The 19223-nt window shown below is 72.4% G+C and carries 15 protein-coding genes; 10 read left to right on the top strand and 5 right to left on the bottom strand.

Features of this window, described 5'->3' with window-relative positions:
• Nucleotides 1-12: 12 nt before the first annotated feature.
• Together ACWEQG_RS34325 and ACWEQG_RS34320 are read right to left on the bottom strand one after the other, a co-directional pair.
• A complete protein-coding gene (locus ACWEQG_RS34325; protein ID WP_452291204.1) occupies nucleotides 13-1080 on the bottom strand; it encodes a baeRF2 domain-containing protein in 1068 nt (355 codons plus the stop codon).
• A 9-nt stretch (nucleotides 1081-1089) separates the two neighbouring features.
• The gene (locus ACWEQG_RS34320; protein ID WP_076435018.1) at nucleotides 1090-1509 is read right to left on the bottom strand and encodes a DUF2795 domain-containing protein; all 420 of its coding nucleotides are present in this window, start codon (nucleotides 1507-1509) and stop codon (nucleotides 1090-1092) included.
• Between the two features lie 134 nt (nucleotides 1510-1643).
• Between ACWEQG_RS34320 and ACWEQG_RS34315 the strand changes: the two genes are divergently transcribed.
• The 10 genes from ACWEQG_RS34315 to ACWEQG_RS34270 all read left to right on the top strand — a co-directional run bounded on the left by ACWEQG_RS34315 (nucleotide 1644) and on the right by ACWEQG_RS34270 (nucleotide 15677).
• On the top strand, nucleotides 1644-2732 hold the full coding sequence (locus ACWEQG_RS34315; RefSeq protein WP_452291202.1) for a GNAT family N-acetyltransferase: 1089 nt from the start codon (nucleotides 1644-1646) through the stop codon (nucleotides 2730-2732).
• 214 nt (nucleotides 2733-2946) lie between these two features.
• Nucleotides 2947-4113, top strand: a complete 1167-nt coding sequence (locus tag ACWEQG_RS34310) for a sirohydrochlorin chelatase (RefSeq protein ID WP_452291200.1) — start codon at nucleotides 2947-2949, stop codon at nucleotides 4111-4113.
• Between the two features lie 99 nt (nucleotides 4114-4212).
• A complete protein-coding gene (gene cobT / locus ACWEQG_RS34305; protein ID WP_452291198.1) occupies nucleotides 4213-5298 on the top strand; it encodes a nicotinate-nucleotide--dimethylbenzimidazole phosphoribosyltransferase in 1086 nt (361 codons plus the stop codon).
• 128 nt (nucleotides 5299-5426) lie between these two features.
• Nucleotides 5427-6659, top strand: coding sequence for a uroporphyrinogen-III C-methyltransferase (gene cobA / locus ACWEQG_RS34300; protein WP_452291196.1), 1233 nt, complete (start codon nucleotides 5427-5429; stop codon nucleotides 6657-6659).
• On the top strand, nucleotides 6656-9007 hold the full coding sequence (locus ACWEQG_RS34295; protein ID WP_452291194.1) for a dynamin family protein: 2352 nt from the start codon (nucleotides 6656-6658) through the stop codon (nucleotides 9005-9007). The genes cobA and ACWEQG_RS34295 overlap by 4 nt, the downstream gene beginning before the upstream one ends.
• Nucleotides 9008-9065: 58 nt before the next feature.
• A complete protein-coding gene (locus ACWEQG_RS34290) occupies nucleotides 9066-10697 on the top strand; it encodes a GTPase (RefSeq protein ID WP_452291192.1) in 1632 nt (543 codons plus the stop codon).
• Between the two features lie 213 nt (nucleotides 10698-10910).
• Nucleotides 10911-11672 carry a single-stranded DNA-binding protein gene (locus tag ACWEQG_RS34285; RefSeq protein ID WP_452291190.1) on the top strand — a complete coding sequence of 254 codons (762 nt, stop codon included), beginning with the start codon at nucleotides 10911-10913 and terminating at the stop codon, nucleotides 11670-11672.
• A gap of 530 nt (nucleotides 11673-12202) precedes the next feature.
• Entirely contained in the window at nucleotides 12203-13504 is a 1302-nt protein-coding gene (locus ACWEQG_RS34280; protein WP_452291189.1) for a GGDEF domain-containing protein, read from the top strand.
• Nucleotides 13505-13514: 10 nt separating this feature from the next.
• Nucleotides 13515-15179, top strand: a complete 1665-nt coding sequence (gene ettA, locus ACWEQG_RS34275; protein WP_452291187.1) for an energy-dependent translational throttle protein EttA — start codon at nucleotides 13515-13517, stop codon at nucleotides 15177-15179.
• A gap of 93 nt (nucleotides 15180-15272) precedes the next feature.
• On the top strand, nucleotides 15273-15677 hold the full coding sequence (locus ACWEQG_RS34270; RefSeq protein ID WP_452291185.1) for an acyl-CoA thioesterase: 405 nt from the start codon (nucleotides 15273-15275) through the stop codon (nucleotides 15675-15677).
• A 131-nt stretch (nucleotides 15678-15808) separates the two neighbouring features.
• Here the strand turns inward: ACWEQG_RS34270 and ACWEQG_RS34265 are convergent, their stop codons facing one another.
• Genes ACWEQG_RS34265 through ACWEQG_RS34255 form a run of 3 tightly spaced genes read right to left on the bottom strand, consistent with a single transcriptional unit; the run spans nucleotide 15809 to nucleotide 18776 of the window.
• On the bottom strand, nucleotides 15809-17359 hold the full coding sequence (locus tag ACWEQG_RS34265) for a glycoside hydrolase family 13 protein (RefSeq protein ID WP_452291183.1): 1551 nt from the start codon (nucleotides 17357-17359) through the stop codon (nucleotides 15809-15811).
• Nucleotides 17360-17389: 30 nt separating this feature from the next.
• On the bottom strand, nucleotides 17390-17773 hold the full coding sequence (locus tag ACWEQG_RS34260; protein ID WP_363462680.1) for a globin: 384 nt from the start codon (nucleotides 17771-17773) through the stop codon (nucleotides 17390-17392).
• Between the two features lie 34 nt (nucleotides 17774-17807).
• Entirely contained in the window at nucleotides 17808-18776 is a 969-nt protein-coding gene (locus ACWEQG_RS34255) for a mechanosensitive ion channel family protein (RefSeq protein WP_452291181.1), read from the bottom strand.
• Nucleotides 18777-19223: the final 447 nt, after the last annotated feature.

Below are 19223 nucleotides of genomic sequence, written 5' to 3'. Positions count from 1 at the left end.
CAGAATCCCGGATCAGAAGCGCAGCAGCGCCCCGATGCCGTCCGGCGACTCGATGCGCGGGACGAACCACAGCTCGGCGTCGGTCGCGGCCACCGCCCGCGCGAGGGCGGCGTCCGCGCGCTCCCGTACGGGCCGCTCGACCCCCCAGGCGGTCAGCTCCGTGGGATCGGTGGACAGCTGCGTGGGCTCGGGCCCGATCCACATCGTGGCCGTGGACGACGGGTCGTCGTGCATCAGCACCGCGCCCACCCGCCGGTCGCGCAGCGCCCGTGCCGTCTCCGTGAGTCCCGCCACGGCGTTGCCCGCCGCGTACGTGTTCAGCAGCTCCTCGTAGCGCCGGTCGGTCCAGGCCCGGCAGGCGCTCTCGACCTCCCGCCGGAAGTGGTCCAGGTCGGCGCCCGGGGCCCGGCTGCCGTGCTCGGCCACCGTCAGCCGCCGTACGACGTCCTTGGCGAGGTAGTCGGTCACGAGCGAGCGGGCCTTGGGATCACCGGCCAGCACCACGACCTCCGCGCCGATGCCGTGCGCCTCCTTCTCGACGACCTCGGCGACGGCGACGGCGTTGCGGCGCCAGGTCTCCTCGACCTCCCGCTCGAAGTTGCCCTGCGACCAGCCGCCCGCCCCGGTCTTCTGGAGCGGCCCCTCCGCCACCTCCACGGTCAGCTCCCGCCGCCGCCCGTCGGCCACGACGACCACCTCGCCGCCGGCGCGGTCGGCCAGCACCTCGATGTGCGGCACGTGCTCGCCGCGCTGCGCGAGCCACGGCACCACGTGGGGGAGCGGCGACCACCGCGCGGTCTGCCGGCGCGGACGGTGGGCGAGCGCCTCGGTGAGCACGACCTCGCCCTCCCTGGCGAAGACCGCGCGCCCCGGCGCGGCCCACACCGGATCGAGCATCAGCTCGCCGATGGGCTCGAGGGCCGAGGCCGGGGCTCCCTCCTCGGCGAGCCGGTCCCTGAGCTGGGCCCACCGGCGCTGGACCACGTTGGCCGCGCCTTCGGACGACCGGTCGGTGTCCACGTATACCGAGGCGTACGGGCCGCTCCGCTCGTACAGCCCGCGGATGAAGTCCAGTCTCACGGGCCCTCCCTACCAGCGCTGACGTTCCACTCCGAGTCCGAGTGCCTCCGCCACCTCCGCGATGTTGTGGAACGTCATCTCGGGTAGCCGCCGTACGGCGTCGATCACGGCGTCGGGAGCGTTCTTGTGCTCGGCGTGGGCGAGCAGCTTGGCCGGGTCGGCGGGGAAGCCGGCGTCGCTGAGCCAGGTGGCGAGATGGCTGCGGCGCTCCACGTCGGCGGGGGTGATGCCGAGCGGCGTCCCGGGCTCGCGGCCGGGCGGGTGCCGGCGAGGCGGCGACATGTCCTCCTCGGGCTGCTGCGTCGGCTCGGGCTCGCGCCACTCCTCGACCCGGGTGCGTCCGGCGCCCTGCACGAGGCCTTGCGTCTCGTGCTTCTGCTCCTCGTCGAGCCGGCGGCCGTGTTTGTCGCTGCCGCGCTGGATACTCATGACCTCACCTCCCGATTAGGGTCACTGTCGTGCCTCGTACCCGGACCGCCTGCCCCAAACATCGGGAGCGGTGAGGCCGTGTCCCACATAATCTGCGGCGAGCGGAAAATCCACTCGTGTGATGGAGTGACGCATTGTTCGACGAGCGGCTGACGGTCAACACCGAACGGCTGATCCTGCGGCCGTTCGGCCCCGGAGACGCGGGCCAGGTGCGGGCGATCATCGAGGACGGCGCGCACCTCACCGCGCTGCCGCCGGGCGCGCCCGGGCACGCCTCGGGCATCGCGCAGTGGCTGTCGTACGGCGTGCACGAGTTGTGGCGCTCGGGTCAGGGCATCCACCTCGCGATGCACGCGCGGGAGGGTGTGGCCGGGTCGATCAGCGTCTTCAAGACCCAGTGGGGCGCGGGCACCGCGGAGGTGGGATACGGCGTGCATCCCGCCCACCGCGGCCGGGGATACGCGACCGAGGCGGTCCGCGGGCTCGTCGGCCGCCTGCTCGGGGAGGGCCCGCTGCGCCGGATCGAACTGCGGGCCGACGCCGGCAACCTCGCGTCGATCAGGGTCGCGGAGAAGGCCGGCTTCACCCGTGAGGGACTGCTGCGCGGCGCCGGATTCGAGGACGACGGCCCGTACGACCTCGTGGTCTTCGGCCGGCTGCGCGGCGACGAGCGGGCCGTGCCGCGCCGCAGGATCGAGAGCGAGCGGCTGGTCCTGCGGCCGTTCGCCCGGCACGACGCCTTCGACGTCGTCGACGCGGTCAAGGGCGATCCCGAGATCGCCCGCTGGATGACGTGGGCCGAGGGCTACACGCTGGAGCGCGCGCTGGAGTGGTGCACCCGGCTCGCGCACGCGAACGGCCCCGGCTATGGTGGCAACTTCGCGATACAGCCGAAGGACGGGGAACGGCTCGCCGGAGCCATCGGCGTGCAGCGCGAGGACCACGAGCGCGGCGACGCCGAGCTGGGATACTGGATCGCCCCGTGGGCCCGCCGCAGGGGGTACGCGGTGGAGGCCGCCCAACTGGCCACGGCCCACCTGTTCGACCTCGGATTCCACCGGGTCCATCTGCTGGTCGCGACGGGAAACCGCGCCAGCCAGGCGGTCGCGAGGAAGGCCGGGTTCATCGAGGAGGGCATCATGCGGCAGGCGCTGCCGGTCCCGGGTGGCTGGGCCGACGCCGTACTCTTCGGCATGCTCAACGGGGAAATTTCATGGCAATAGGTAAAGAATCGCCCTAGTCGCTGGGCCGCTCGGTCAAGCGGCCACCATGATTGAGGGCCGGAAGGCTATCCTCGCCAGCCGTGAGCCTCCCGCCGGCCGGCGAGCGCGCGTCCCGACGCGGGAGACCCGGTCCGGCGCGCTCGGGCGAAACCGGCCCGGACGGCGAGCGGGGATTGTGAACGGACGCAGGTCAACTGCAGGGGAGATCGACCAGATGAAACCGCCGCTGCTGCTCATCGGCCACGGCACTCACGATGAGACCGGCGTCGCCGAGTTCGGCAGGTTCGTTCACCGCCTCCGCTGCCGCCTCGACGGGCTCCCCGCCGAAGTGAGCGGCGGCTTCATCACGAACGCCCGCCCCCCGCTCGGCGACTCCATCGCCTCTCTCGTGGCCCGGGGGCACCACCACCTGATCGCGGTGCCGCTCAGCCTGACCGGCGACCGGCGCGCGCTCGGGGACATCCCCGGCACCATGGCCCTGGAACAGGAGCGGCACCCGACGCTCGAATACGACCTCGGCCGCCCGCTCGGGCCCGATCCGCGCGTGCTCAAGCTGCTCGCGGAGCGGCTCGCCGACGCCCGCGCGGAGATGCCGCGGTTCGTGAGCGACGAGCCGCCCGCCGAGATCGCGCCCGGTGAGACCGCGGTCGTCCTGGTCGGGCACGGCTCCACCGACCCCGCCGTCAACGCCGAGGTCCACCGGGTCTCGCGGCTGTTCTGGGAGACCCACGCCGCCGACCTGCTGACCGTGGAGACGGCCTACGTCTCGCACACCCGCCCGGGCGTGCCCGGCGGCCTGGAGCGCTGCCGCAGGCTCGGCGCCAAGCGCGTGATCGTCCTGCCGTACGTCCTGTTCGCCGGCGCGGTCCTCGAACGCATCTGGGCGCAGGCGCTGGCGTACGGCGCCAACCACGAGGGCCTCGACATCCGCTGCGCCGAGGTGATCGGCGACTGCGAGGGCCTCGCCGACGTGGTGATCGAGAGGTACGAGGAGGCGCTCGCCGGGGGCGGGCAGTCCTCGTCGCCGGCCGCGAGCCGCCCGTCCACCGTGCTGCCGCTGACCCGGCCGTTCCCCACGAGGCGCGCGGAGCCGGACGTGAGCCCGGCCGCCGGGGCCGACGCCGGCCTCGTGACCGCCATCGGCGCGCGCCTGACCATGGCCAGGGACGCCGATCCCGAGCCGCTGGATCTGGAGCAGCTCGACCTGGACGTCCTCGACGTGGAGACGCTCGAGGCCGAGATGCCCGAACCGGAAGCGGAGGGCGAGATCGAGACGGATAGCATGATCGGCGTGGCCGGCCGTGGCGAGGCGGGGGAGGAGCCCCGCGACGACGCGCCGGACGGGCCCCTCGCCCAGCCCGGAGTCGCCAGCGCCGTCTGACGCGCCCGCCGGTCCGTGTTCCGGCGGCCGCCCGGCCGGAGCAGGTGGCCGGCATCAGGGGCGCCGCGGCCGGACCAGGTGGCGACAGAAGGAGAGAGCATGACGTCCCTCGGCGAGACGATCGGCGCCATCCGCCCGGTCGACCCCGGCCCCATGGCGGAGGCCAGGGCCCACCAGGACAGGCTCACCAAGCCGAGCGGCTCGCTCGGGGTCCTCGAGGACGTCGCGGTGCGGCTCGCGGGCATCGCCGGGACCTGCCCGCCGCCGCTCCCGTCCCCGGCCGCTCTGGCGATCTTCGCCGCCGACCACGGCGTGCACGCGCAGGGGGTGAGCCCCTGGCCGCAGGAGGTCACCGCGCAGATGGTGGCCAACTTCACCGCGGGAGGAGCCGTCGCCAACGCCTTCGCCGCCGAGGTGGGCGCGTCGGTGACGGTGGTGGACGTGGGAGTCGCGGCCGACCTGCCGCCCGCGCCCCGGCTGCTCGCCCGCAAGGTCGCGTACGGCACGGCCGACCTGTCGCAGGGGCCCGCGATGACGCCGGAGCAGGCCGGCGCCGCCCTGGCCGTCGGCATCGAGATCGCCCGCGACCTGGTGGGCGCGGGCGCGCGCTGCCTGGTCACGGGCGACATGGGCATCGCGAACACCACCGCGTCGGCCGCCCTGATCTGCGCGTTCACCGGCAGGCCCGCCGCCGGGGTCACGGGGCGGGGGACCGGCGTCGACGACGCCACCTACGAGCACAAGATCGAGATCGTACGGCGGGGCCTGCGGGCCAACGGCATCGCCGAGACGGGGGCCGTACCGGACGGGCCGGACGCGGCGCTGCGCGTGCTCGCGGCGGTCGGCGGCCTGGAGCACGCGGCGATCGCCGGTTTCGTGCTCGGCGCCGCCGCGGCCCGGGTGCCCGTCATCCTGGACGGGGTGATCGCCGGAGCGGCGGCCCTGGTGGCCGGCGGGATCGCGCCCGACGCGATCGGCTACTGCCTGGCCGGGCACCGGTCGGCCGAGCCGGGCCACGCGGCGGCGCTGGCCCACCTGGGCCTCGACCCGCTCGTCGACCTGCGGCTGCGTCTCGGCGAGGGAACGGGCGGGCTGCTCGCCCACCCTCTGGTCAGCGCGGCGGCGCGGGTCATGCACGAGGTCGCCACCTTCGACTCCGCGGGCGTGGCGGACAAGGGACAGTGAGCCCGCCTGGGCCCGCGGGGCGACCGACCCGTGGACTCACAAGTCTCAACCGGTGAATGTCGCCCGAGCCCAGCGGGTAGGTTTGCCTCCTAACAATGCACGCTTTACGCGATAGGGAGACTGGGGTCATGGCGCCCTACCTGCTCGGCCTCCGCCTCGATGGGCGGCGTGTTCTCGTGGTCGGCGGCGGACGCGTCGCACAGCGGCGGGTCCCCGCGCTGCTCGACGCCGGAGCCTCCGTCACCCTGATCTCGCCCACCGTCACCCCGGCGCTGGACGACCTCATCGCCACCGGGCGGGTGATCTGGGAACGGCGGCCGTACCAGGTCGGCGACTGCGACGGCGCCTGGCTCGTGCACGCCTGCACCGACCACCGCGACGTCAACACCGCGGTCGCCGGCGAGGCCGAGGCCAAGCGCATCTGGTGCGTGCGGGCCGACGACAAGGACGCCTCCGCGGCCTGGACCCCCGCCAGCGGGCGGGTGGACGAGGTCAGCGTGGCGGTCACCGCCGGCGGCGACCCCCGCCGCGCGGCAGGCATCCGCGACGCGATCGTCGGCGCGCTGCGCGACGGCACCGTGGACGCCAGGCGGCACCGCACCAAGCCGGTCGGCGTCGCGCTGGTGGGCGGCGGCCCCGGCGACCCCGGCCTGATCACCGTGCGGGGACGCCAGCTCCTGGCCCAGGCCGACGTGGTCGTGGCCGATCGTCTCGCGCCGCGCGCGCTCCTGGACGAGCTGTCGCCCGACGTCGAGCTGATCGACGCGGCGAAGGTGCCGTACGGCCGGTCGCTGTCCCAGGAGAAGATCAACGAACTGCTCGTCGAGCACGCCCGCGCGGGCAAGTTCGTCGTACGGCTGAAGGGCGGCGACCCGTTCGTCTTCGGCCGCGGCGGCGAGGAGATGATCGCCTGTGCCCGGGCGGGCATCCCGGTGACCGTGGTGCCCGGGATCACCAGCGCGGTCGCGGTCCCCGGGTCCGCCGGGGTCCCGGTCACCCACCGCGGGGTCAGCCAGGAGTTCCACGTCATCTCCGTGCACGTCCCGCCCGGCGACCCAAGGTCGACCGTCGACTGGCCCGGATTGGCGCGATCGACCGGAACCCTGATACTCCTCATGGCGGTCGAACGGATCAAGGAGATCGCCGAAACGCTGGTTCGAGACGGACGTTCACCGGAAACTCCCGTGATGGTGGTACAGGACGGTACTCTTCCGACCCAGCGAGCCGTTGCCGCCACGTTGTCGACCGTGGCGGAACGGGTGACCGCGGCCGGAGTGCGGCCTCCGGCGATCGTGATCGTCGGCGAGGTCGTCAAGGTCGGCCAGGAGATCGAGATGGTGCGAGCGGAGCGGGTCCCGTGAGATCGGCAGCCAGGAACACGCCCGACCACGGGACCGGTGCGAGTTCCGGCGACGCCGTGACCGAGGAGCCGGACATCGAGGAGCACCCGGAGTCGCCGGGGGCGCGGACCGTCGCGTTCCGCCCGATCCGCGACGACGAGCCCGATCCGGAGCCCGCTTCGCGTCCCTCGGACTCGCGCGGGCCGCTGCCCGCCCCGTCCGCGCCCGCTCCGCCCGAGCCGGTAGTGGAGACCGCGCAGGAGACCGTTCCGGCCTCCCCAGAGGAGACCGTTCCGGCCTCCCCAGAGGAGACCGCCGCGGCCTCCCCAGAGGAGGACGCCCGCGCCCCCGAGGTGGACGCCGGCGTCGTACGGCCCGCCGAGACCGGCGCAGCCTCGGACGACACGGCTCCGGATCACACGGCCCCGGACGATGCGGCTCCGGATGACGCGGCTCCGGACGACACTGTTGTGAAGGACACGGCGGCCGACGACCCCGGCGACGGCGCGCCCGGAGGATCCTCCGCGGCCGCGGAAGCCGACGGGGAGGAGACCGGGGAGGAAGAGGCTGCCTGGCCGGAGGGCGGCGACGGCGAGCAGGACGCCGAGGACGTCACCGACGCGGAGACCGTGGAGGAGACGGGCGCGGCGACCGCGGAGGAGGACGCGTCCGACGACGACCGGGTCCGCTCGTTCCCGATGCCGGAGCCGGTCTCCGCGGCGCTGACCGAGGCGCTCAACCAGCTCCGTACGGCGGTGAAGGGCCTGCATTTCGGTCTCGACGTGCCCGGCTCCGAGGAGGCGCGCAAGGCGCAGGCGGCGGTCCTGGCGCAGCTCGACGACTACGTCATCCCGCGCATCCACATGAGCACCGCGCCCGCGCTCATCGTCGTGGCCGGTTCGACCGGGGCGGGCAAGTCCACCATCGTCAACTCGCTCGCCGGGCGGAAGGTCTCGGCCACGGGCGTGCGCCGGCCGACGACGGCGACGCCGGTGCTCGCCTGTCACCCCGACGACCATGAGTGGTACGCGCGGGGCGACCTCCTCGGCGACCTGCACAGGCTCGGCGAACCCACGCGGGACGCCCCGGCCGGCAGCGTGGTGCTGACGTCGAGCCCGTCCCTGCCCCGGGGACTCGCGCTGCTCGACACACCCGACATCGACTCGGTCGTGGAGGAGCACCACGAGATCGCGCATCGCATGCTGGACGCCGCCGACCTGTGGGTGTTCGTCACCACGGCGTCCCGCTACGCCGACGCGCCGTCCTGGGGGCTGCTGCGCCGGGCCAAGGAACGCGGGGCGCGCCTGGTCATCGTGCTGTCCCGCGTGCCGCCGAAATCCCGCGACGTCGTCGTCAAGCACTTCGGCCGCATGCTGAAGGAGTACGGCCTGGGCGAGGTCGAGTGCTTCGTCATCAACGAGACGGCCGTACGGGAGGGGCGGCTGCCCGAGATCGAGATCGCCGACCTGCGCATGTGGCTGTCCGCGCTGTCCGTCGACGACGAGCGGCGGGAGGCGGCGGTCAAGACCACGCTGAACGGCGTGCTGAACAGCTTCCGCACCCGGCTGCCCGCCCTCGCCCGGCACCTGGAGACCCAGGTCGCCCTGCGCGCCGATCTGCGCTCCGACGTCGACGCGGCGTACATGGGGGCTCTGGCGGGGATCGACGAGGCCACCAGGGACGGCTCGCTGCTGCGCGGGGAGGTGCTCGCGCGGTGGCAGGACTTCGCCGGCTCCGGCGACCTCATGCGCACTCTGCAGTTGCGGCGCGGTGGCAAGGGCCACCAGCAGGGCCCGGAGCGCGTGCGCGGACTGAGGACCGCCCTGCGGACCGGCCTCGAAGCGCTGGTCAACTCGGCCGTCCAGCAGGCCGCCGAGGAGGTCGTGGCGCGGTGGCGGCAGCGGGCGGGCGCGGGCGACCGGCTTGCCGCGACCCCGGGGCTCGGCCGCCCGTCGGAGGAGATCGGACGCAGGACCACCAGGACCGTCACCGCCTGGCAGGACCACGTCACCGAACTGATCCGCACCGAGGGCGTGACCAAGCGGTCGGTGGCCAAGCTGATCTCGTTCGACGTGGAGTCGCTCGCACTGATCTTCATGATCGGCCTGCTCGGCTACGGCGCCACGGACGCCCCGGCGGGCGCGGGCGCCGGCGCGCTGCCCCAGCGGCTGCTGCGCGGCCTGCTCGGCGCGGAGTCGCTCCGCAACATCAGCGCCAAGGCCCGCAGCGACCTGCGTGCCCGCGTCGGCCTGCTCTTCGACGAGGAGACCCTCCGGTACGTCGACGCGCTCGACAGCGCCGGCATCCCGGACGAGGCCGCGGCGACGCGGCTGTACCAGGCAACGTACAACCTCGAGGTCGCACGATGACGGAGCCGATCCGGCAGCTCACACCCGAGTACGCCTCCGGCACCACGGTGAGGAATCCATGACGGCTCTCAGCACCGCCGAAACGCAGCACGGGCTCGGCTCCAGGCTCGCCGCCCTGGCCAAGATCGTCGAGCTGGGGCAGGGACGGCTCGACCCGGCGCTGGTCACGGAGGCGGCCCAGCTCCTGCTGCGCGCGGGCGACCGGCTCAAGCTGTCGTCCGACCACACGGTCGTGGCGCTCGCGGGCGGCACGGGCAGCGGGAAGTCCTCCCTGTTCAACGCCGTCTCCGGGCTGGAGCTCTCGCCCATCGGCGTACGCCGGCCGACCACCGCGCGCACCCACGCCTGCGTGTGGGGCATCGACGGCGCGGGCCCGCTGCTCGACTGGCTGCAGATCCAGTGGCGGCACCGGTTCGCCCGCGCCAGCGCCCTCGACAAGGGCGAGAGCCAGCTGCACGGGCTGATCCTGCTCGACCTGCCCGACCACGACTCGATCCGCGCGCTCACCGACCACGAGGCCCACCGGCTGATCCAGGTGGCCGACCTCATCGTCTGGGTGCTCGACCCGCAGAAGTACGCCGACGCCTCGGTGCACCGGCGCTACGTGACCGAGCTGACCGGTCACGACGCGGTGACGGTCTTCGTGCTGAACCAGTCCGACCGGCTCACCCCCGAGGAGCAGGCGGAGTGCGTGGCCGACCTGGAGGATCTTCTCCGGCGTGAGGGCGTGGCCCATCCCCGCGTGGTCGCGACGTCCGCCACCACCGGCAAGGGCGTGGACAGCCTTAAGGCCGTCCTGGCCGAGTCCGTGGCCGCCCGGCGGGCGGCCTACCAGCGTCTCGAAGCCGATCTCGACCGGCTCGTGCAGCGGCTGGTGAAGGACATGCCGGAACTGCTGCGGGTGGAGCCCACGGTGGACGGAGCGCGGCGTGCCGGGCTGGTCGACGCGCTGTGCGACGCGATCGGTGTCTCCGCCCTGGGCGAGGCTCTCGAGAACGTGCACGCCGTCCGCTCGGGCGACTGGGTCGGCTGGCCGTACGCGCGCTGGACGGCCCGGCTGCGGCCCGACCCGCTCAAGAGCCTGCGTCTCGGGGCGGTGAAGGACGACATCCGCGGCCTGGTCGCGAGTGCGGTCACCGCCCAGCCCGCCGAGGTGGACAACGCGGTGCTGGCGCTCGCCGACGGGCTGACGGCCGGCATGCCCGAGGTGTGGCGCGACGGCGTCCGCGAGGCCGCCCGCTCGCGGGTGGACGAGCTTCCCGAGGCGCTGTCGAACGATCTGGCGGAGGAGGCTCCGCCGCTCGACCGGGTGCCCGCCTGGTGGTGGCTGCTGAAGATCTGGCAGTACCTCCTGGTGGTCATGTTCGTCGCGAGCCTCGCCTGGGCGGGTGCGATCCTCGCGTACGGCGTGTTCAAGGCGGGCCGCCCGCCTGCCGAGGTCCTCGGCGACGTGGGCGTGCTGCCCTGGGTGGGGCTGATGATGATCAGTGTCCTCGGGCTCGGGCTGTTCTCGGCCATGGCGAGCAGGAACTTCGTGGTGCTCGCGGCGGGCAAGGAACGCGACCGGCTGGAGCGCGACATGCGACGCCGGGTGGGCGTCCTGGCGCAGGACATGGTCGTCGAGCCGGTCGAGCGCGAGCTGGACCGGTACAACGAGTTCTTCGGCGCGATGGCGGCCACCAGGCGCTGACGCGCGACGTGGTCGCGGAGGCGGCCGTCAGCGGGGCTGTCCGTTCATAGGCTGCCGGTCCGGCAGTCTGCCGGCTCACGGGCTGCCGGTCCGCAGGCTGTCCACAGGTGCCGCGTCATCCACAGAACCCGGTTCTGGCCGGTGGCGCGGTGATGTCCCAGGCCAGTGTGGTCACCCGAGCCCGGCGAGTGACCGGGCCGGGGAGGCACATCGATGAACGACATCTTCGTCACGCTGAGCGGGAACGTCACCGACGACCCCCGGCAGTACCAGTTCCGCGACGGCTCTCGCGTTACCTCGATGCGGATGGCCGTCAACAGGCGCGTCCTCGACCAGCAGACCAACACCTGGCAGACCAGGGACACCACCTACTACACCGTGCGCTGTTACCGGGGACTGGCGGACAACGTCCAGCAGTCGGTCCGCAAGGGCCACCCGGTCGTTGTGTACGGCAAGCTGCGCATCAAGCAGTTCGAGCGCGACGGCGAGCAGCGGTTCTGGGCGGAGATCGAGGCCAGCTCCGTGGGTCACGACCTGAAGTGGGGCATCGCCACGTTCGAGAAGCCGATCCGGGCCTACTCGGCGGGCGCGCCGAGCGACGGCGAGCGCCAGGCGATGGAGGACGCGACGCGGGAGTGGGAGCTCACCGGCACGGCCGCCCTCGCCGGGGGAGTCGCCGGAGGCGGTGACGAGGCCTTCGACGCCCTCGTTGGCGGGCGGGGCACGGACGACGAGGCCCTGCGGGCCGCCGGGGCGGGGGAGACCGCCGGCGCCCGCGACGCCTGGCGGGCCGCCGACACGGTACGGACCGCCGGGCCGGCGGAGATCGACGCGGGAGACGCACCGGAGACTACGTCCGCCGTGACCGGCCCGGGCGGCGCGTCCGACGCGGGCGACGCGTCTGATCCGGAGACCGCGGAGAGCGACCATCGGAGCGGCGAGGACGCCTGGCTCCCACCCGCTCTGGCCGCCTGATCACGCCGTCGCCCCGCGCCGGAGAACCCGCTGTGCCGGGCGCCGGGCGCGGGTCGCGGTGTGCAGCCAGAGCACCTGCATCCGCCGGCCGTTCAGCGGCCGAACTCCTCCACCATGCGGCGGACCGGCACGCCCACCGCACAGCGGGGCGGAGCGGCGTACGCAGGTGATACCGGTGGCAGCGCGGTGGAGGGGCCAGGCCGGCCGGGGAGGGCGTGTGGGACGCCGTGGGTCGGCTCCGCAGGGCCCGATCAGGTCCAGATGACGCCTCGCAGCATGGCTGCTCCTTCCGGCGGTGGCCCGCTTCCGCTCGCTATCCCCCGCACCCGACATGTCCGTCCGCATGTCCGTCCGCTAGGGCCGCAGGAGTCCGCGGCCAAACCGCCGCAGATGCGTCCTTAGCCCATCAGAAGCAGATGGCCACCGTGCCAAGGTAGCGGTTCCCGTCGCGCTTCGCACACTCCGCAATTATTGTGTTACTCATCGTGAGATGGAGCTTCTGGCTACTGGTTCGGCTACTGGGGGGCGGGATGACGGTGACCGGTCAGACCTCGGCCAGGCCGCGAAGCGCGATCTGCTCGCGAAGTCGCTGGCCGCTGCTGGCCCAGCCGCCCGCCCTCGTGTCATACGTGTGCGCGATCGTGGCGTTCGACGCGGTCCTGATCGCCGTGCTGGCGAGGTCCACCGCGTTCCACGCTCCCCACCTGGTCATGTTCTCGGCGCTCACCGTGTGCGGGGCGGTGTGCATCGAGGCGACCCGTCGTCTCGGCATGCCGGCCGGTGTGTCCCGCGACCTGCTGTCCGCCTGGTGGCTGCCGGTGGCGTTCCTGCTTCCGCCGGTCTACGCCCTGCTCGCGCCCATACCGATGCAGATCCTGCTGCAACTCAGGGTCCGGGCGACCGTGCTGTACCGCCGCGTGTTCAGCGCGGCGGCGATCGGGCTCGCGGCGGCCTCCGCCTCGGCCGTCTTCCATCGCACGGTCCCCATTCCCGCGCACCTGTCGTCGGGGGAAGGCGGGCCGATCGCGGTCGCGGCGGCCTGCGCTGTGCTGTTCACGGTGCTCAACACCGCGCTGATCGCGGTCGCGGCGCACGCGTCGGACCCCGAAGGCCGCTGGGGCGAGGTCCTCTGGGACCGCGAACGCGTCCTCCTCGACGCGGTCGAGCTCTGCCTCGGCGTGCTCGTCGCGGCCGTCTGCGGGCTCAACCTGGCACTGCTGCTGCTCGTGCTGCCGCCCGTCGTGCTGCTCCAGCGGAGTCTGCTGCACGCCCAGTTGCAGGCCGCGGCTCGTACGGACCCGAAGACGGGCCTGCTGAACGCGGCCGCCTGGCAGCGGGAGGCGGACACGGAGATTGTCAGGGCGCAGCGCACCGGGGACACCCTCGCGCTGGTCCTGGTGGACATCGACCACTTCAAGAAGGTCAACGACACCTACGGCCACCTGGTCGGGGACCAGGTCCTCGCCCAGGTGGCGGCCACCCTCCGCACCCAGCTGCGCGAGTACGACGTGGTCGGGCGGTTCGGCGGTGAGGAGTTCGTCGTGCTGCTCCCCGGCGCCGACGTGCACGAGGCGCGGCGGGTGGCCGAGCGGCTGCGCGCCCGGGTGGGCCGGATGGTGGTCCCGTCCGAGCAGGCGACGGTCACGGTCACGGTCTCCGCCGGGGTGGCCATCATGAACGTGCACGGTGAGGATCTCATCGAGTTGCTGGCCGCCGCCGACCTCGCCCTCTACCGCGCCAAGGAGCTCGGCAGGGACAGGGTCTGTCTCCCCGCCGCCCCCGTGGCCCCGCCTCCCCGCAGCGCGGACGGCGCTGCCGGTGCTATCCCCTAGGCTTGAAGGTATGCCGGAGTACATCTACACGTTGCAGCGCGTGCGCAAGGCGCACGGTGACAAGGTGGTCCTCGACGACGTCACGCTGTCGTTCCTGCCGGGGGCCAAGATCGGCGTCCTGGGCCCGAACGGCACGGGCAAGTCCACGCTGCTCAAGATGATGACGGGGCTGGAGCAGCCGTCCAACGGCGAGGCCCGGCTGATGCCCGGCTTCACGGTCGGCATCCTGCTGCAGGAGCCGTCGCTCAACGAGTCGAAGACCGTGCTCGGGAACGTCGAGGAGGGCGTCGCCGAGACCAAGGCGATGCTCGACCGGTTCAACGAGATCGCCGAGCAGATGGCCACCGACTACAGCGACGAGCTGCTGGAGGAGATGGGCCGCCTGCAGGACGCGCTCGACCACCGCAACGCGTGGGACCTCGACAGCCAGCTCGAACAGGCCATGGACGCGCTGCGCTGCCCGCCGCCCGACGCCGAGGTGACCACGCTCAGCGGTGGCGAGCGGCGCCGGGTCGCGCTGTGCAAGCTGCTGCTGGAGCAGCCCGACCTGCTGCTGCTCGACGAGCCCACCAACCACCTCGACGCCGAGAGCGTCCAGTGGCTGGAGCAGCACCTGGAGAAGTACCCCGGCACCGTCCTGGCCGTCACCCACGACCGTTACTTCCTCGACAACGTGGCCGGCTGGATCCTGGAGCTCGACCGCGGCCGGTGCTTCGCCTACGAGGGCAACTACTCCACCTACCTGGAGGCCAAGGCCGCGCGTCTGAAGGTCGAGGGCCAGAAGGACGTCAAGCGCAAGAAGCGCCTGGAGGAGGAGCTGGAGTGGGTGCGCTCCAACGCGCGCGCCCGCCAGACCAAGAGCCGCGCCCGTCTCCAGCGCTACGAGGAGATGGCCGCCGAAGCCGACAAGTACCGCAAGCTCGACTTCGAGGAGATCCAGATCCCGCCGGGCCCGCGCCTCGGCACGACGGTCATCCGGGCCGAGAAGCTGAGCAAGGGCTTCGGCGACCGGCTCCTCATGGACGAGCTGTCCTTCGACCTGCCGCGCAACGGCATCGTCGGCATCATCGGCCCGAACGGCGTCGGCAAGACCACGCTGTTCCGGATGATCACCGGGGGTGAGACTCCGGACACCGGGTCCATCACGGTCGGCGAGACCGTCAAGATCTCCTACGTCGACCAGGGCAGGGCCGGCATCGACCCGAGCAAGAACGTCTGGCAGGTCGTCTCCGACGGGCTCGACCACATCAAGGTCGGCAACGTCGAGATGCCCTCGCGGGCGTACGTCGCGGCGTTCGGCTTCAAGGGCCCGGACCAGCAGAAGCTCGCGGGCGTCCTGTCCGGCGGCGAGCGCAACCGGCTCAACCTCGCGCTCACCCTCAAGCAGGGTGGCAACGTGCTGCTCCTGGACGAGCCCACCAACGACCTCGACACCGAGACGCTGTCCAGCCTGGAGAACGCGCTGCTCGACTTCCCGGGCTGCGCCGTGATCACCTCGCACGACCGGTGGTTCCTCGACCGCATCGCCACTCACATCCTGGCGTGGGAAGAGGGCTCGAACTGGTTCTGGTTCGAGGGCAACTTCGCCGACTACGAGAAGAACAAGGTCGAGCGGCTGGGTGCGGACGCCGCCCGCCCGCACCGCGTCACCTACCGCAAGCTCACCCGCGACTGAGCGGACTCACGGCCCGCGTCCCCCGCCGCCTGGCGGGGGACGCGGGCCCGTTAGTTTTGACCGGTGGCCGAGCTGCGTAATCACCCGGATCAGATGACCCGCTACGTTTTCGAGCGCAAGGTGCGCTTCGCCGACATCGACAGCTTGGGACACGTCAACAACGTCCGCTTCTTCGACTACCTCGAGGACGCGCGGGTGTCCATGCTGTGGGACCGGCCGCGCGAGGACGCCGGCCGCCGTCAGGACCTCGTGGTGGCCCGGCACGAGATCGACTACCGTCGGCCACTGACCTTCCGTACCGACCCCGTACGTGTCGAGGTGTGGGTGACCGAGATCTCCAGAGTCCGCTTCACCCTGGCGTACGAGATCCGCGACGACGAGACGCTCTACGTCGAGGCGCGCACGGTCATGGTCGCCTACGACGCCGGGGCCGCCCGTCCCCGCAGGCTCGACGGGGACGAACTCGCCTACCTCAAGCGGTTCTCCGCCCTGTCCTGAGGCCGGCGCCCCCGACGCCGATCACGCTCCGGGACAGGACCCCGCACCCGCAAGCACGGCGTCCGGCATCGGAACGCCGGCGACCGGCCGCGACGGCGAGGGCCCGCGGCCGGCCCCGGAACGTGGCGAGGTCAGCCCGCGAGCAGCCAGGCCGCGGTGTCGGCGGGCAGGGAGGTGCCGTCGAGCGGGCCGCTGGTGATCAGCACCCGGTCGTGGGGCGGCAGCGCGACCGCGCCCTCACCGCAGTTGATCACGCAGATGAGACGGCCTCGCCGGAACAACAGCGTGTCCTCCGGCGACTCCAGCCAGGTGATGGCGTCGGGCAGGGTGCCGCGCAGTTCCCGCCGCGTCTGCAGCGCCCGCCGGTAGAACCACAGCGTCGAGGACGGGTCGGCCGCCTGCCGCTCGGCGGTCAGGTCGGCCCAGTCCGCCGGCTGCGGCAGCCACGAGCCGCCCGGCCCGAATCCGTACGGCGGCTCGGTGCCCGACCAGGGCAGCGGCACGCGGCAGCCGTCGCGGCCCGGCACCTCGCCGTTCGACCGCGCGAAGATCGGGTCCTGCCGTGACTCGGGTGGGAGATCGGTGACCTCGGGCAGCCCGAGTTCCTCACCCTGGTACAGGTAGGCCGACCCCGGCAGGGCGAGCATGGCGAGCAGCGCCGCGCGAGCCCGTGCCAGGCCGGCCCCCGGGTCGAGCGACCCCTGGCCGTAGCGGGTGACGTGCCGTACGACGTCGTGGTTGGACAGCACCCAGGTCGGCGAGGTGACGGCCTTCAGCGTGTCGTCGATGACCTTGCGGAAGGCCGTGGCCGACCAGGGGGCCTCCAGCCAGGCGAAGTTGAAGCTCTGGTGCAGCTCGTCCGGGCGCACGTACAACGCCAGGTCCTCGGCCGAGTCGGTCCAGACCTCGCCGATGGCGACGCGGGTGCCGGGGTAGGCGTCGAGCACCCGCCGCCACTCGCGGTAGATGTCGTGCACCTCCGGCCGGCTCCAGATGGGCGACTTCGCCCCGAAGCCCGGGTCCGTGTCGGGCAGCCCCTCCTCCTTGATCAGGCCCATCGCGACGTCGATCCGGAAGCCGTCCACTCCCCGGTCGAGCCAGAAGCGGAGGATGTCGAGGAACTCCTCCCGCACCTCGGGGTTGCGCCAGTTGAAGTCGGGCTGCTCGGGCGCGAACAGGTGGAGGTACCACTGCCCGTCGGGCGCCTGGGTCCAGGCCGGCCCGCCGAAGGTGGACAGCCAGTTGTTCGGCTCTCCGTGGCCGCTTCCGCCGCCCTCGGGGCCGCCGTCCCGGAACATGTACCGTTCGCGCTCCTGCGAGCCTCTGGGGGACGCCAGGGCCTTCTGGAACCAGGGGTGGGCCGACGAGCTGTGGTTCGGCACGATGTCCACCATCAGCCGCAGGCCGTGCGCGTGCGCGTCGGCGACCAGGTCGTCGAAGTCGGCCAGCGATCCGAACAACGGGTCCACGTCGCGGTAGTCGGCGACGTCGTAGCCGCCGTCGGCCATGGGGGAGGGGTAGAAGGGGGTCAGCCAAACAGCGTCGACGCCGAGCTCGGCGAGGTACGGCAGGCGGTCCCTGATTCCCGCCAGGTCGCCCGTACCGTCGCCGGAGGCGTCGGCGAAGCTGCGGACATAGATCTCATAGACAACGGCATCACGCCACCAGGGGGTTGTTTCCATGTGTCTTTGGCTGCCCGCTGCTTCCGTTGCTTAAGCGTTGACCATGCTGTGGGCGGCGTAGACGAGGTAGTCCCACAGCTGCTTCTCCAGCTCGGCCGGCAGCTCGAGGGAGCGCACGGCGTCGCCCATGTGCCTCAGCCAGGCGTCGCGTGCCGCGTCGTCGACGACGAACGGCACGTGCCGCATCCGCAGCCGGGGGTGGCCGCGCTGCTCGCTGTAGGTCCTCGGGCCGCCCCAGTACTGCATGAGGAACAGGCGCAGCCGCTCCTCCGCGCCGGTCAGGTCCTCCTCGGGGTACATCGGGCGCAGCAGGGGGTCGTCCGCGACGCCCTGGTAGAACCGGTGGACGAGCCGCTGAAAGGTTTCCTCGCCGCCGACTGCCTCGTAGAAGGACAAGGTCTGCTCGCTGGTCACGAATTCAGCCTAGGCCAGCTACCGATCGGTAATGTCAGGCGGCGAAGGTGAGGCTCTTGTCGTCGAAGGCGCGCTTCACCCGCAGGCGCAGCTCACGGGCGACCTCCAGGTGCCGCGCGGGCACGGTCTTCGCGGTGACGCGGAAGATGACGGACGAGCCCGACACCGACTCCAGGCCGAAGACCTGCGGCTCCTCGACGATGACCGTGTCCCGGTACTCCGGGTCCTCCCACATGTCGTGGACGATGTTCGTCAGCAGGTCGCGGACCGTCGCCACGTCGCTGTCGTACGGAACCGGGACGTCCACCAGGGCCCTCGACCAGCCCTGCGACTCGTTGCCGATGCGGGTGATCGTGCCGTTGCGCACGTACCAGACCTTGCCGTCCGCGTCGCGCAGGCGGGTGATGCGGAGCGTGACGGCCTCCACCGTGCCGACGGCCACGCCGGTGTCGATCACGTCGCCCACGCCGTACTGGTCCTCCAGCAGCATGAACATGCCCGCGATGAAGTCCTTGACCAGCTCCTGGGCGCCGAAGCCGACCGCCACACCGATGATTCCGACACTCGTGAGCAGCGGCGCCAGTTCGACTCCGAGCTTCGCGAAGATCATCAGCGCCGCGGTGCCCAGGATCACGACGGACGCGAGGCTCCGCAGCACCGAGCCCATCGTCTCGGCGCGTGCCCGACGGCGCTCCGTCATGATCGCCGCGGCGGCCTCCGTGCTGGTCAGCACGGCCCTGCCGCGCAGCCGCTCCGGCAGCACGCCGACGCTGGCCCGCACGGTGAGCCGGGTGATCAGCCGGTGCACGACCTTCCGGATGACCAGCGCTCCGGCCAGGATGAGGGCGATCAGCAGCAGCACGTCCACGATGCCCGCCACGAGCTGCACCCAGGCGGGGAAGTCCTTCTCGGGGAAGGCGCTGTTCAGGACGGTGCAGAAGATGCCGTCGTTGTTGTCACACGCCTTCGCCACCTTCTGGCCGATCACATCGAGATCCGGCACGGTCGGCTCTGGACTGGGTGTCGCGGGTGACAGCGGCAACACGAGGTGGATCCCCCCCGGATCGGATCATCGGCAGTTATTGAACGTAGCCAATACTGCCGACTGATCCGGCCTCCGTCACATCGCCGGGGAAGACGGAAGCGCGTCCCGTCCGGGGCCGCGGAGGGCGGACCGGACACGCTCCAGTGACGGTGTGGCAGGACGCGGGCGCGCACCCGGAAGCGTGCCCGTCGCCGTTCTCCAAGTGGGGGATCCCCCCCGATCACCGCCCGGCCCCACCTGCTCGACGGGGCCGGACGGCGGTCCATGATGCCGGCGGGCCGGTCGGCCCGCCGGTCGTGCCGGAATGCGGACGGGTCGGGGCGGGCGGGACGCCGCAGCGTCGCCGGGGCGCCGGGGGGGCGGGCCGGGGTGGCTGCGCCCACGGCGGGCGGGCGGCCGCCAGAG

Source organism: Microbispora sp. NPDC004025, assembly GCF_053604425.1.
Note: the sequence above shows the minus strand (reverse complement) of the source record. Positions and strands in the feature narration are given on the sequence as shown.

Bases quoted from the DNA above. Each gene is read 5' to 3' on its own strand.
- ACWEQG_RS34280 (WP_452291189.1), top strand. From the start codon at position 12,203: ATGACGGTGACCGGTCAGACCTCGGCCAGGCCGCGAAGCGCGATCTGC.
- cobT (WP_452291198.1), top strand. From the start codon at position 4,213: ATGACGTCCCTCGGCGAGACGATCGGCGCCATCCGCCCGGTCGACCCC.
- ACWEQG_RS34265 (WP_452291183.1), bottom strand. From the start codon at position 17,359: ATGGAAACAACCCCCTGGTGGCGTGATGCCGTTGTCTATGAGATCTAT.
- ACWEQG_RS34290 (WP_452291192.1), top strand. From the start codon at position 9,066: ATGACGGCTCTCAGCACCGCCGAAACGCAGCACGGGCTCGGCTCCAGG.
- ACWEQG_RS34270 (WP_452291185.1), top strand. From the start codon at position 15,273: ATGACCCGCTACGTTTTCGAGCGCAAGGTGCGCTTCGCCGACATCGAC.
- ACWEQG_RS34310 (WP_452291200.1), top strand. From the start codon at position 2,947: ATGAAACCGCCGCTGCTGCTCATCGGCCACGGCACTCACGATGAGACC.
- ACWEQG_RS34285 (WP_452291190.1), top strand. From the start codon at position 10,911: ATGAACGACATCTTCGTCACGCTGAGCGGGAACGTCACCGACGACCCC.
- cobA (WP_452291196.1), top strand. From the start codon at position 5,427: ATGGCGCCCTACCTGCTCGGCCTCCGCCTCGATGGGCGGCGTGTTCTC.
- ettA (WP_452291187.1), top strand. From the start codon at position 13,515: ATGCCGGAGTACATCTACACGTTGCAGCGCGTGCGCAAGGCGCACGGT.
- ACWEQG_RS34320 (WP_076435018.1), bottom strand. From the start codon at position 1,509: ATGAGTATCCAGCGCGGCAGCGACAAACACGGCCGCCGGCTCGACGAG.